The 13,011-nt window shown below is 63.6% G+C and carries 13 protein-coding genes; 6 read left to right on the top strand and 7 right to left on the bottom strand.

The window, feature by feature from the left end:
• The first annotated feature begins 6 nt into the window (after nt 1–6).
• The 4 genes from Q4F73_RS03780 to Q4F73_RS03765 are packed head-to-tail and all read left to right on the top strand — an operon-like array spanning nt 7 to nt 3,494.
• The gene (locus Q4F73_RS03780) at nt 7–552 is read left to right on the top strand and encodes a hypothetical protein (protein ID WP_303358020.1); all 546 of its coding nucleotides are present in this window, start codon (nt 7–9) and stop codon (nt 550–552) included.
• A gap of 31 nt (nt 553–583) precedes the next feature.
• Nucleotides 584–2,308 carry a type IV secretory system conjugative DNA transfer family protein gene (locus tag Q4F73_RS03775; RefSeq protein WP_303358019.1) on the top strand — a complete coding sequence of 575 codons (1,725 nt, stop codon included), beginning with the start codon at nt 584–586 and terminating at the stop codon, nt 2,306–2,308.
• Nucleotides 2,305–2,811, top strand: coding sequence for a DUF4913 domain-containing protein (locus tag Q4F73_RS03770; protein ID WP_303358018.1), 507 nt, complete (start codon nt 2,305–2,307; stop codon nt 2,809–2,811). The genes Q4F73_RS03775 and Q4F73_RS03770 overlap by 4 nt, the downstream gene beginning before the upstream one ends.
• Nucleotides 2,808–3,494: a hypothetical protein gene (locus Q4F73_RS03765; RefSeq protein ID WP_303358017.1), complete on the top strand. Its 687-nt coding sequence runs from the start codon at nt 2,808–2,810 to the stop codon at nt 3,492–3,494. Before Q4F73_RS03770 ends, Q4F73_RS03765 begins: the two co-directional genes overlap by 4 nt.
• Nucleotides 3,495–3,567: 73 nt before the next feature.
• Here the strand turns inward: Q4F73_RS03765 and mobF are convergent, their stop codons facing one another.
• Nucleotides 3,568–7,107 carry a MobF family relaxase gene (mobF, locus tag Q4F73_RS03760; protein ID WP_303358044.1) on the bottom strand — a complete coding sequence of 1,180 codons (3,540 nt, stop codon included), beginning with the start codon at nt 7,105–7,107 and terminating at the stop codon, nt 3,568–3,570.
• Nucleotides 7,108–7,422: 315 nt separating this feature from the next.
• Between mobF and Q4F73_RS03755 the strand changes: the two genes are divergently transcribed.
• Nucleotides 7,423–7,719, top strand: coding sequence for a hypothetical protein (locus Q4F73_RS03755; protein ID WP_303358016.1), 297 nt, complete (start codon nt 7,423–7,425; stop codon nt 7,717–7,719).
• A 632-nt stretch (nt 7,720–8,351) separates the two neighbouring features.
• On the opposite strand, the gene Q4F73_RS03750 is transcribed toward Q4F73_RS03755, so the two are convergent.
• From Q4F73_RS03750 to erm, 4 genes are all read right to left on the bottom strand, one after another.
• Nucleotides 8,352–8,675: a hypothetical protein gene (locus Q4F73_RS03750; protein WP_303358015.1), complete on the bottom strand. Its 324-nt coding sequence runs from the start codon at nt 8,673–8,675 to the stop codon at nt 8,352–8,354.
• Nucleotides 8,676–8,689: 14 nt separating this feature from the next.
• Nucleotides 8,690–8,980 carry a hypothetical protein gene (locus Q4F73_RS03745; protein ID WP_303358014.1) on the bottom strand — a complete coding sequence of 97 codons (291 nt, stop codon included), beginning with the start codon at nt 8,978–8,980 and terminating at the stop codon, nt 8,690–8,692.
• Between the two features lie 110 nt (nt 8,981–9,090).
• Entirely contained in the window at nt 9,091–9,429 is a 339-nt protein-coding gene (locus Q4F73_RS03740) for a hypothetical protein (RefSeq protein WP_303358013.1), read from the bottom strand.
• A gap of 162 nt (nt 9,430–9,591) precedes the next feature.
• Nucleotides 9,592–10,353 (bottom strand): 23S ribosomal RNA methyltransferase Erm, encoded by a 762-nt coding sequence (gene erm, locus Q4F73_RS03735; RefSeq protein WP_303358012.1) that lies wholly within the window; start codon nt 10,351–10,353, stop codon nt 9,592–9,594.
• Nucleotides 10,354–10,873: 520 nt separating this feature from the next.
• Between erm and Q4F73_RS03730 the strand changes: the two genes are divergently transcribed.
• Nucleotides 10,874–11,728, top strand: coding sequence for a hypothetical protein (locus Q4F73_RS03730; RefSeq protein WP_303358011.1), 855 nt, complete (start codon nt 10,874–10,876; stop codon nt 11,726–11,728).
• A gap of 37 nt (nt 11,729–11,765) precedes the next feature.
• Here Q4F73_RS03730 and Q4F73_RS03725 read toward each other — a convergent pair whose 3' ends face one another.
• Nucleotides 11,766–12,563 carry a recombinase family protein gene (locus Q4F73_RS03725; RefSeq protein ID WP_303358010.1) on the bottom strand — a complete coding sequence of 266 codons (798 nt, stop codon included), beginning with the start codon at nt 12,561–12,563 and terminating at the stop codon, nt 11,766–11,768.
• 260 nt (nt 12,564–12,823) lie between these two features.
• Nucleotides 12,824–13,011 (bottom strand): hypothetical protein (locus Q4F73_RS03720; RefSeq protein WP_303358009.1); only part of this gene is annotated, 188 nt, incomplete at its 5' end.

Here is a 13,011-nt window from a genome sequence, read left to right as displayed (position 1 = left end):
CATTTCATGACACGAAGTCAGAAGGTCTTGCTGGCGTTGGCGGCGGTTGTCGTGATCGTCGGGTCGATCGTCGCAGCGGTGCTGCTCAGTGGCGAGGAGGAGCTGGGCACTGACGCGCATGTGCACCTCGATCCGATCTCCACCGCAGACGAAGTCGCGGTGGCGACTATGGCGGGCACTCACACATGGACCCCTGCCGAGCAGCGATCACCGTGGGATGCCATGCACGCGATCTCAGACCGAATGACCGGGAAGATGGCCGAAGCCGCTGCTACTCGCCCGGATCCAGATCTGATCCCTGACCAGTGGCCGGCCTGGGCTCGCTCGGGCGATCGCGTCATTGGCGCGACCGAACTGGTCAGCGGACAGGACCCGGTTGCTGACGATGCGGTCACCGCCGAGCGCCTTGTGACAGTGCGACAGAAGGTGCTGCACCCCGACGGTCACACGACACCGCTGGAGAAAATCACGATCTCAGTACAGCTCGAGCGGGTCGGCCGGGACTGGAAGGTCGCCAACTTCCGCTACCGATCCATTGGATCGGACCAGTGACACCAGAACACCAATCGAGGAGGAAGTAGATATGGCTGGCAAGGATATTGCGCGGCAGTCCGACACTCGGGATCCGGGACCGGCCATAGGCCTGGGCATGTTGGGCATGGCTGCCCTGCTCGTGGTTGGTGTGTGGGCCAGTATTTCGCTCGGGGAGAAGATCACCGGCACCGGGCAAGACGTCCCCGGTAACCCGGTGGTCGCGGTCATTGACCTGATCCAGGGTCAGGTCCAGTGGACGACAGGAGCCACCATCGTCGCGGTGGCCCTGGTGGTCCTCTTCGGCGGGGTGCTGGCTCTGGTGGCGGCCATGATCGGCCGGCGTCGAGCCGGTAGGACTCGCGTGGACGGCATCACCAAGCACTTGGCGGGGCGGTCCGACATTCGCTCGTTGTCGCCCAAGTCAGTTGATCGTGCGAACCGTGACCGCGGGGAACAGATCGACGTTCCGGGCATCTTCATCGGCGAGGAGGTCTCCACCGGGCAGGAGCTGTGGGGCGGATGGGAGGACCTGCATCTGGACCTCTGGGGGCCTCGGCAGGGCAAGACCTCCAGCCGCATCATCCCGATGATTCGGCGAGCTCCAGGCATCTGCATCTCCACCTCGTGCAAGCGTGACGTGATCGAGGCGACCCTGCCTTTTCGTGAGAGTGTCGGTCGAGTGTGGGTCCTTGATCCGCAGGACAAGGCAACCGGCCTGGACACCACACGGTGGTACTTCGACCCACTCGACTTCGTGCGTCGGGATCAGTGGTGGGACGGCAACGCCGAGGAGCTGGCCGAAATTTTCAACGCGGCCTCGTCCCGAGGTGAGGCCGGGAGTGACCCGAACGCGTACTTCTATTCGCAGGCCGTGGACCTGTTGGCCTCATTGTTCTTGGCGGCGGCAATGAGGAATCGGCCCATCACTGACGTCTACGGGTGGGTGTCCAATCTTGAGGACTCCACGCCAGTAGAGATCCTGGCAGACAGCCAGTGGGCACCGCAGGCCGCTGATCTTGCGAGCAAGTATCAAGCCGAACCGCGCACCCGCTCGAACGTCTTCAGTGCAGCCAAAAACATGATCTCGTGCTTGGGTCGCCGGCAGATCGTGCGGTGGCTGACGCCGCAGGCCGGGGCCGAACGCTTCGACCCGGTCAAGTTCGCAAATTCGGACGCCGACACCCTCTATCTGGTGTCTGATGAGGAAAATCCGATCGGTCGTCCGGTCACCTCGATCATGACCGTGTCGGTGTTCAAGGCGCTGGTTGATCGTGCCGACAGCTGCCCCGGTTCGCGTCTGCCAGTCCCGGTAACTGCCGCCCTGGACGAGATCGCCAACATCGTGCGCTGGCCCCGACTGCCGGACTACTACTCGACGTTCGGTTCTCGCGGCATCATCTGCGACACCGTGCTCCAGTCCTACGCCCAGGGCGTCGAGGTGTGGGGCGAGCAGGGGATGAAGAAGCTGTGGTCGGCGGCGGCGATTGTCGTCATCGGACCAGGCCACAAGGACTACCGCTTCCTCGACGAGCTGGCCCACCTCATCGGTACGCACACTGAGCGTCAGCGCTCGATCTCGCACGGCTCGGGCGAGCGTGGCCGTTCGGTATCGACCCAAACCGTCGAGAAGCAAACCATCACCGCCGCCGAACTCGCGGCGCTGCCATTCGGACGGATGGTCGTCCTGGCCACCGGGCGCCGGCCAATGCTGGCTCGCATGATCCGGTGGGACCACCAGGATCTGCCGTCCATCGAGGAGGCGAAGTCCGCATGAGTTACCTGTTCGACAAGAAAATTCTTGCGGCCTTCGCAGATACGTTGACGGAGGTCTCAGCGGACGCGCTACCCGCGGCGGTCGCCGACGTTCTAGCGACACCGGAACTACGTAACCACCTGGCGCGCACCATCGAACGTGACGTCCAACTGTTCGCCGAGACCGAGCTCGGTGTGCCGCCCATCCTGCGGTTCACCGACGAGTTCGCCTTTTTTGACGACTACCTAAGGCTCGCTTACGAGTCGACGGGGATGAGCCAGAAGTGGTGCCCTCGCTGGTGGGCACACGGATCGGTCCGGTTCCGCATCCGGTCGATGTGGCTCGCGTACGAGTCTTTGGCTCGCCGCGATCCGGCCACCTGCGATGAGGTCTTCTTGCGCACCATCGGCGACCATCACATGCCGCTGCTCACCGGTGAGCGCTCACCGATGGTCGCGTGCAGCGCCTCGCACCAGCCAGGTAAGCCGCTGCGGTCGGCACCAATCGAACAGGTCAACCTATGAATCAGCATCCCAGCGACCACGTGGTCGCCAACCTGGTCCGCCACGCCCGCGTGGGCGCGGCAGCTAACCCCTATCCCACCCGCACTCGCCCCCTGGGCGAGCACTCTGTCCGACAGCACTCCGTCGGGTCGCTCATTGTCGAAACGGCGCGTGCTGACTCCGGTGTCGCTGAGGAGGTGGCCCAAGCTCGCCGGGAGGTAATCGCCGCGGAGCTTGAGCGCCGGCGCATGGTGCAAGCTGCGGAAGAAGCTCGCCGGCAGGCAGAGTTCGATCGTGACCAAGCCGAGCGCGACCGCGACGCTGCGGTGGAGCGAGCTCGCGAGCGCGGTGGTCCAGATCCGGACTTCCTCACACTGGCGCTGATCGCGGCAGTGACCCTGGAGATCGCCGAACACGACCTCGTTGGGGTCCTCGACACTGCGATCACTGACAACCCCGACCTGTCTGCCGAGGACTACGCCGATCTCGCCGGAGAGCGTCGCGTTGGCCTAACGCCTGACCACCTGGCGGCCGAGCTGGTCACTGCCGGGGGATCGCCGGCAGCTTCATCAGTGCCCACCACTGGCATGGGGAACCAAACCCCGGCCGACCTGCTCGCCCAGTCTGACCAGATCGCGCAGACCTCAGAAGCAGACCTCGCCGCCTCCCCATCGGCCGACACATCGGTGGAGGTTGAACAGTGATGAGTGCACCCGATTCTCACCCCGATGAGCTTCGGCAGCATTTGGCCGCTGCGTCTTAGTCAGCGCCGTGATGTCACCACAAGTCGGGGGAGGAATCGGTCGCAGGTCCCCACGGTGAGGTCTGCGCCGTGGGGGTGTCCGGGTCGCGCTCTCGTTCTGCGGCTCGGTGAGCGAGGTAAGACGCGGTGAAGTCGTCCGCGTTGGTGGCAGGTGTATCAGCGGACGCGGTAGTAAGCGTGTGGTGAGTGTCGGTCAGCCACTTGGCCAGTTCCGGGTCACCAGCGGTGGTTTCCGGTGGGGGAGTGGGCAACGTCTTGGCCACTGTGTCCGCGCGGGTTTCTACCTGCTCGCGGGTCACGTGACGTATCCGGTGGGCGATGACTGCACCAGCGGATTTCGCGGTGTCGAGGTTGTCCGTGGCGTCGGTCCACATTTCTCGGGGGTCCAGGCCTGCCAGTGCTGCTTCGGTCCAGGCGCGCGCGATCTCGGTGTGCTGGGCCGGATCAGTGTCGATGTGGTGGCCGTAGGCACGCGGGAGGGCGTCGAGGTAGGCGGGCAGGGTGGCTTCGGTGAAGGCCTGGGCGGCGAGGTCTGCGCCGTGGCGGTAGAGCTCTTCCAGCCGTGGCGGGTCGGTGGCGTCGGCGAACTCTGTGCGCAGGGTCTGGATCGCTGAGGTCTGGCGGGTGTCGCGGGACAGAACTGTGTGCAGAACCTCGGTGGCGGTCGGGGCGGCGTGGTCGCCGGCTGAGTGCATGTGTCCGTCCTCAGCCGCCGTGTCGAGGTCGGGTTCGCACACGGCGTAGACGCGGTTTTCTTTCTTTCCTCGAGTCATGGCGACGTAGAGTCCGGGCCGGTCCACGCTGGTGTCGATGACGGCGTGGGTGGTGTCGACGGTTGCGCCTTGGGAGCGGTGGATGGTGGCCGCGTAGCCGAGGTGGATACTCTTGGCCGCGTAGTCGGCGGGGATGAGCATGTCGCTGCCGGTGTTCTGGTCTTTGACCATCAGGGAGCCGTCGTGGGTCAGGCCGGTGACGGTGAATAGTTGGCCGTTGATGACGCGGCCGAGGTACTTGCTGTCGTCGGTGTAGAGCTTGGAGTTCTTGCGGGCGATGACGGTGTCGCCGACACCGACGGTGTCTCCGCGGGACACGCTCGTGGTGTGGGTGTCATCGACTATTCCTTCGGCGATTCTGCGTTCCCGGATGACCTCGTTGAGGGTGTCGACGTCCTCGTTGCGGGAGGCGATGATCAGTGACGTGCGGCCGACTTCCAGGTCGGTGAGGTAGGCCTGAACCGCGTCGGTGAGCATGGATTCGCGGTGGCCCCCGGTGACCCATCCGCGACCTGAGTACAGATCCAGAGCGTCGGTGTCGCCGACTCGCAGTCCCAGTGTTGCTTCGGCTTGTTCGGTGTCTGCGCCCATGCGCATCACCTGCTCCAGCTCCACCGTTCCTGGGGTGCGGGTGATGTCGGCGAACAGGCCACCGGAGGTCACGGCCGACAGCTGGTAGGGGTCGCCGATCAGGCGCAGTACCGCCCCGGACTCTGCCGCGATTTCGGTCAGCGCGGCGAGGTTTTCGGTGCTGGCCATGCCGGCTTCATCGACCAGGAGCATGTCGCCGGCCTTGATGTCCACGGGCAGTGCGGACAGCGTCTTGCCGGGGGCGTTGGGGTTGAGTCCGCGCCAGGTGAAGGTCAGCAGGTCGATGGTGTGAGCGGGAGCGTCAATGTCTTCGGACAGCACGCTCGCTGCGGCCGCAGACGGGGCCAGGCCGATGATGTTTCGGCCGGTGGATCGCCAGGTTTTGGAGACGATCTTCATGGATGCGGTCTTGCCGGTACCGGCCGGGCCAACCCCTGCGGCTACCAGTGTTCCCACACCCACCAGGTGCTTGGCCAGGGCCTGTTGTCCGGGGTTGAGTGACCATCCCTCGCGCTTGGTGTGCGCGGCCAGAACGTCGTCGACTGCGGCCTCGGTCGCAAGGACTGCGACCGGTGTATGGGCCGCTTCCAGCACCGCGGTTTCCGCATCGAGAACGGCGTCGGTGGTGTACTTGGCGGAGTTGGCGTGGCGGTCGATTCCGGCTCCGCGTTCGCTCATCAGAGCTGACGGAAGCACGAGCGGTTCCGGGGGAGTCAGCGGGACCGCAAGGGTGGTCATGGCGTGGTTCATCACGGCCTGGTGCGCCGCATCTAGCTCGGTGTCGGAGTCGAAGCGGTAGCCCTTGAGAACGGTCGAGACTGCGGTGTCGATGTGTGAGGCACGAAAGTGTGCGCGGGCTCCGGTGACTCTGGAGACTGCGAGTTCGGCCGCCGTCTCGGTGTGCAGCTGCGGGTCGAATACTTCACGCTCGGCCTCGGGGTCAGCGGCAGTGGACGAGGCCACGATCTGCTCGACTGCCTCCGCTCCTACACGCTCGACAGCCGCTTGCTTCCACGCTGCGCGGTGTTCGTCCAACGACTGTGCAGGCTTCTTCGCGTCGCGGGTGTCGAGGATGGCTTTCTGCCACAGGGCGTAGCCCGCTCGCTGCGAGGGCTGCCGCCCATGCTTGGCAACGTAGTCGGAGACCAGCTGCTCGTAGACCGGGCGGGCCAGGGTGCGGCGGGAGGAAAACATCTCGATCAAGCGCCGGTCGATTCCAGCGATTTCCCAGATCGGAGCCTTGTCTTGGTGCGGGTAGTGCGCGGTGAACTCCACGCCCATCCGACGGGTCAACTTGTCGTGAAGGATCGCGTCATACCGGGCAGAAATGGCTTGGTTCATCTGGTGGATCGCTCGAGAATCAAGCGACAGCCAGCGCCCATCCGGGCCTTGCACTTTGTTGGCAAGGAGCACGTGCGAGTGCAGGTCCGGGTCGCCGCCTCGAGTGTCGAAGTGGGTGAACTCTGAGGCGATGATTCCTCGGGTCTTGACCTGCTCGATGCCGTTGGTCCCGATGCGCGTGTAGACGGCATTGTCTTCGGCCCAGGCCAGTGCTTCTGCGACTGCTTCGTGATGAAGTGCGGCGATCTTGGACGACGTCTGCTCGTCGGCAAGCGCCCACAGGACGCTGACACTTTTCACCGGAGAGAACGTGAAGTCGAACCCGGCCACGGCCTGCCGAACCTGGTCGCGTTCGCGGTTGATCCAGGCTATGACGTCCTTGCCGGAGGCGTGTTCGTAGCCGAACTTTTCGGTGTAGAACGGCCGGCCAACCTGCTCGGCGATTTCGCTTCGCTCGGCTGTGGTGGGGCGGCGTTTCTCGGTTTTGAGGAATGTCCGCTCGGCGGCGGCGATCGCGTCCAGGACGTCGACGCCACCGGTATAGAGCCGGAAGGATCGGCCGAGTTTGCAGTCGGCCAATGCGGCCCCGGCGAGCATCTTCTCGTCGGTGTCCGGGTGTAGACCTTCGCCATACAGTGCGGCCATCTGCGCTTCGGTGACGACTGCTCCTGCGGTGGCGGATTCCGATCCCAGACCGTCGAGTCCTGAGCCGATCCACTGTCCTGGTGGGGTGCCTTTGGCGGCGTAGTAGTCAGACAGGGACTTGCCTTGGGGGTCGGCGTCGTGGGTGGCCACCGAGCGCAGCAGGTACTGGTATCCAGTGCCCGCGTGTACTGCCCGGAGGGTCATCACGATCATCAGCCTATGCGGTCTGGAGTGGTGCGTCTACGCGCCACGGGCCGCAGGCTTGTGACCAGCTAATTTCCCTGCGACATTGGTAATGCCTACTGTGTGTGGCTGTTCGAGACGAGCGAAGGCGAGAATCAAGGAGCACGGAACGTGCGACAGGATTGGTGACGCACAGTGACCGTGGAAGCGGGATAGGTGAGGCGATGGGATGGTTGAGCATTGCAGCACGGAACGTGGGGCAATAAGCTCGGAGTCATGGTGGCTACCAAGACTGACTCCCGTTCACAGACTGCGAGAGCTCGCGCCCGTCAGGCGATGGCTGACGAGCTGGAGCGAGCACGCAAGCGCGAGGCGAAGCTCGTCGCGGTGTTCTCAGCGATCGACGCCCGCGATGACGCACAGGTCGCCCTCGGCGAAGCGCTGATTGAGCTTCGAGACCTTGGCGTTGCGCAGGCTGATCTGGCGGAGATGACCGGACTGTCGGCCCGCGAAGTTGGTGCAGCGGTCCGCAGCGCAAAGGACAACGAGACTGCGACCGATGACGCGGCCAGCAATGACGCCGCGGCGGTGGATCAGGCCACTACGGACACCAGCGGTGACCAGCACCAGTGAGTGCCCGAACGGGAGGCGTTTTGAGGACATTCCTCTACCTGGAATGGACCTCGACCGCCGACGTCCGCCTGCTCCGCCGCGGTCCCGGCCATACGACTCAACGCTTGCCCCAACTGATGCGGCGATAGCGGCATTTGACTCACGCGTCGTACGCGCTCCGGGCAATGGATGCCACATCTGGACCGGCGCCATCTCCGACGGGTACGGAAGAATCAGCTGGCGAAGAGACGGCGTCAGCCGAACCGAGTACGCGCACCGATTCGCCCTCCTGGTCGCCGGCCAGCTGACCGCCGACACAATCGGTGAGCACCGTTGCAACGAACCACTATGCGTGCGCGTGGACCCAAATCACCTGATCGCCTCAACCCAATCGGCCAACCTTCTCTATGCCGTCGCCTGCGGTCGGACCGGAATCATCCGCAGCGCCGACGAGAGGCACGACCGCCACGCCCGGTCCCTCGCCGTGCGCGACGCGGTCGCCGGCGGATGGGACCCACACGCCTACGCCCGCGCCTGCGGCAACACCGCACCACTCTCCGAGCCCCCACTGTTCTAGACTCACCCACACACGCCTACGACTGTGGCCCCACCAATCGGTGGGGCCACAGTCGTATCGCTCGGGTTGAGAAGTGTCAGCGCACCGTCACCAGACGCCGCTCACGGCGCAACTGCCAGTAGCGCGGAATCGTCCACCGCAGCGGCGTCTTGTCAATCACCAGCAGCGCCAGACGCGACCGGTAATTCACGTCGTTGCGGACCGCGAACGACCAGTGGCCGACGAACCATGCCACCATTCCCAAGGCCATCACGGTCGGAGCCCAGGAGCTCGACTGCATCACGCCACAGAACCCGATTACGGCACAGATGCCGCCGAGGCCGCGTGCCAGCGGTGGCACCAGAAGCGACGCCACCGCGACGACCGCCACGGCCTGGATTGCGGTCTGCGGATCCCACATGATGCCCTCCTGGTTTACAGTTCCGCTCGGATCTCTTCGAGCACTCTGGGGAACTCCTCGGCTGAAACTGCGAAGTCGTATCTAAGACGATCAACCGCGTCGGCTTCCGAGTAGCCCAGTGCCTCGAGCTGGTGCTTACTCCGGAACACCAGCGCCGTCATGAGCTTCTCCCCCATCGACCACGCAGCGTCGGGCTCACCGCCGTTGACCTTCGCTTCCCTGGCCCGCTCGACGGCCCGGGACAGCGCTTCCTCCTGCCGGCCAGAACGGTCCAGCATTTCAGCGATCAGTTCCTCGCGGTTCATTCGCAGCCCTTCCCAGATTTCGTGCTCTCGACACACACTCTGCCCGACAGGTCCGACATCAAACGCAAGAAGCACCATCCCGCTAGTGACGTTGCTGTGCGCATCAAGCGTCAGCCCAAATCCCGCTTTTCCCAACGTCGCATCAGCTCCGCGACACAGACCCCGCCACAACCCCCGGCAACGATTGAGAGGGCGATCAACGCCACCACCAGCCAGCCGCTAAGACTTCCAAGACAAACCACCACCACGCCAACAACCCCACACACTGCACCACCAACGATCCACCGCAGCGTGGGCTCGTTGCGCCGATAGCGCTTCCCCATTACGTCCATCGCCTCACACGCCAAGAACCAAGCGAGCGGTGCACTGAAGGCGACTCCCCCGATCAGCATCAGGATCGATCCCAGCCCATTCATTGCCGAATCAATAGTCGCATTAGCCGTATCCATCAGTGGTTCCCTCCAGTTTTTCAGTGTCGCGTTAGACGATCCTCCATCACGACGCACCTAGAGGGGCATGACCGGAAGGCTCCGAGCCAGTCCGGTCGTCCCGTAGACACGTCGCACCAGCGAGTTGCGTTGAGCAGGATCATTCGCGACAGAGGACTGAAGTTATCGGTACAGGTCGCCCCAAAGCGCTGCCCATTGCTCGGGGCGAAGATCACGTGGAAGGGCGCGTGAGTTGATTTCTGCTTTCCTCAGCGTGTCTCGGATGTGGTTGCGCGGCGCTCGTGTGGCCCGCTGCACGATGCGCTCAAGACTTCCGCCGCGGCCGGTGAATATCGCGCGCACGAACCGCTCGTACGCATGTCGTTCCACAACGGGAACCAATGGAGTGGGGCGGCGGATGATGTGGATAATGCCACCGTCCACGCCTGGCCTCGGATGGAAGGCCGTGGATGGCACGCGTCCGTGCAGGGCGAAAGTGAACCAGGGTGCGGTCTGAGCAGTCAGCAATGTGGAGCCCCCGACGCCGGCACGTCTGCGAGCCACTTCCCATTGGGTGAGCAGCACAGCCTGCTGCCACGTCCCGGTGGTGAGCAGCCGGCGCAGGATCGGCGTCGTGATGTGGAACGGAACGTTTCCAACGATTACCGGGGTGGTGAGCGGGTAAGCGAGGACGTCGGCCCGTTTGACCACCACACCGGGCATGCGCTGGCGCAGCTTAGCAACCCGGTGCTCGTCGATGTCGATCGCGGTAAGCGGCCTCTGAAGGCGTGCCAGGTGCCGAGTAAGTGCGCCACTGCCGGAACCGATTTCTAGAATCGGCCCCTGCGTAGCTGCGACGATTGCGGCAATCTTTTCGAGGGTGGGGCCATGAACGAGAAAGTTCTGGCCAAGTTCGTGTCGGCCGCCATGGGTTGAACGGGGCATGATCGCGCTCCAAGAATTGAACGGGAGCGCCTCGAGAACAGGCAGGTCAAGACCGAGAAAGTGGGTACGCAGAGGTGCCGTTCCGAGACGCATGAGGTCTCTCGGACGGACGACGCGCTAAAGCGTTCAGCGAAGCGCGCCGTCAGGCGCGGCGGTCGCGAACAGCAAGCGAGTACGCCGCAACGTACCCGCAAATCAAATTGCCCATGAACGAAAACATAGCAGCATCCGTCGGCGTGTCCACGGTCGGCGCCAAACGGACAACACGACCGGCCTTGCCGTCTCTTCTACCTACAGCTTTGCTAGACATCAGATGACCACCCGCGCACATGTCCATTTCGCGCCTGCTCGTTGGACTTGCGTTGGAGGCTCACTTCTTACTAGGTCGTCTCGACACAAGGCCGCTGTGCGGATCGACTTAGCAGGGACTTGGTGTCGTACCCAGATGACACAGTGACCAGAACGGCGGGCCCCCGCCTTGCCGCCGTGCATTCACTCCCCACGAAGAAGGAGATGCAAGATGCCTGGAATCACGTTCAACGCAGAGCGGGTACTCCGGTGGTTAATCGACCAGCCAGGACAGCGAGCCAGCACGCTTCCTGACGAAGTGGTTCCCCCTTCACTCGCGGAGACCGTTTACAGCGAGCTTCAACTTGCCGATCTAGTCCACGCCACCCTGACCCTAGATGGTCAATTCGACTTCATTCTGACTACGCGTGGCCGTGTAGAAGCCAACCGGATGCGCGAGAGCTACCGCTCTTCACTTGCGCAAAGGTGGGTTTTGGAGTGGCTGGCGGCCCATCCCGAGACATCCCCAGAAGCGCTGATGAAGAGTGGGGGCGCTGCGGACTTCACCGGACCGCTCTCCGCGCGAGAGGTCAGTCTGGCAGTCGAGGAACTCGAGTCAGGCGGTTACCTCGAAGGGACCAAAGCCTGGGGTGGATCAATGATCCGAGCGCGTCTGACCGCAGCGGGCCATCGACTCCTTAGAAACCAGATGAGCCTCGACCAGGTTCAACTTTCCGGAGGAATGACGACTATGAACGTTTCGGCTGACAACTATGGAACCCAACATATTGGGAACCAGGCGATTGGCGGACAGGGCCACTCGATGACTGTCCATTTCGGCTCTGAGGTGTCGGTAGATGACATCCTGGCGGCACTGAGCCAGTTCCGGAGTCACGTTGAAGACGCTGACCTGCCGGCGGACGAGAAGCAAGATCTGCTCGAGGAGATTGGGGCGATCGAGAGCCGCGGACCTAGGCGTGGCATTGAGTGGGTCAGGGCTCAGCTCAATGCGTTGAGCACCGCTGTCTCAGGCACGCTGGGGTCGGAGAGCGCAGAACTGCTTGTACGCATGATCTCGGAGTCGTAAAGCTCTCCGACACTGCTCGCCCTTCGCCGCAGGTTAGCTACGGCGTTTCACTGGTGGTCCCTTCGCCAGCTCTCTGGAGAGCTCGATAGAGCGTCGATCGACCCACTCCTAGGTCTCGGGCTATTGCCGACGGCCCCTCCCCCGCTTCGACGCGGGCGCGGGCCCTGTCGATCTGCTCGTCGGTCAGGACGCGTTTGCGTCCCTTGTACTTGCCCTTTGCTTTGGCGATGGCGATGCCCTCAGCTTGGCGTTCACGAATGATCGCGCGTTCGAACTCGGCGAACGCCCCGAGCAGCGAGAGCATCAGATCGGCGCGAGGATCCTGGGCACCAGCAGCGTAAGTGGCCCGCTCATGGACGAATTCCACGCTCGCGCCCTTCGCGGTGATCTCGCCGACGATCTGCTTGAGGTCGACCAGGGAACGAGCGAGTCGGTCCATCGACGCAACAACTAGCTCGTCACCATCTCGCAGGTACCTGATGCACTCGGCGAGCTTCACCCGCTCGGCACGAGAGCGGGCGGACTGTTTCTCGACGTAGACCCGGTCGCACTCCCCCACCGCCTCGAGCTGACGCGCCTCGTTCTGATCCGCGGCCGACACCCGCACGTACGCCACTCGCTGTCCACGCGGACGCGAGGCCCGGCGAGCTGGCTTCGGCTTCGGCTCCGGTTTCCCTTCGATGATGTTTTCCGAGTCCGTCGACTCCACCCGAAAGTTCCAGCCCAGCTCGTCCCGGCGACGAAAGCGGGTCCGCACGCTCCCGCGGCTGACGATGAGCACCTCCTCGCCACCGTCACCCGAACGGTTGAGTAACGTCCCGATTCGATCAGCCATGAGGAGACCCTTTCGTCGGGAATCTGTATCAATAGATCCTAGACCCCACGGGAAGGTGTTTCATAAGTACCGAACTAGACCCTGTGACACAGCAGCGATGGTTGGCGGCATGCCGTCCCGCACGGGTGTACCTCAAAGCAACAGGTGCTCGCTAGACGGGAACGCAGCACTAAGAGTTCGGTCCTTCGACCACGGCGCTTCGAAGACGATCGGGGAACGTTGACTCTCGAGCGGTTGAGTTATGCACTTTGTTAAGCGTGTCAGCTATCCCGGTCGCAACGGATTACATCGAGGTGCCAGGAGGCGAGGCCGATCACGCCGGCGACCCTTTCCAAAGTGGTCGTGGTGATTCGAGATCGGCCGGCAACGCGCGGGCCCATGCCGAGCGCCTGGAGTCCGTCATCGGCGGTATACGGCCAGGCGTGCATGACGCCATTCCGCATGTCGA

The organism is Corynebacterium sp., assembly GCF_030535495.1.
GTDB lineage: Bacteria > Actinomycetota > Actinomycetes > Mycobacteriales > Mycobacteriaceae > Corynebacterium.
Note: the sequence above shows the minus strand (reverse complement) of the source record. Positions and strands in the feature narration are given on the sequence as shown.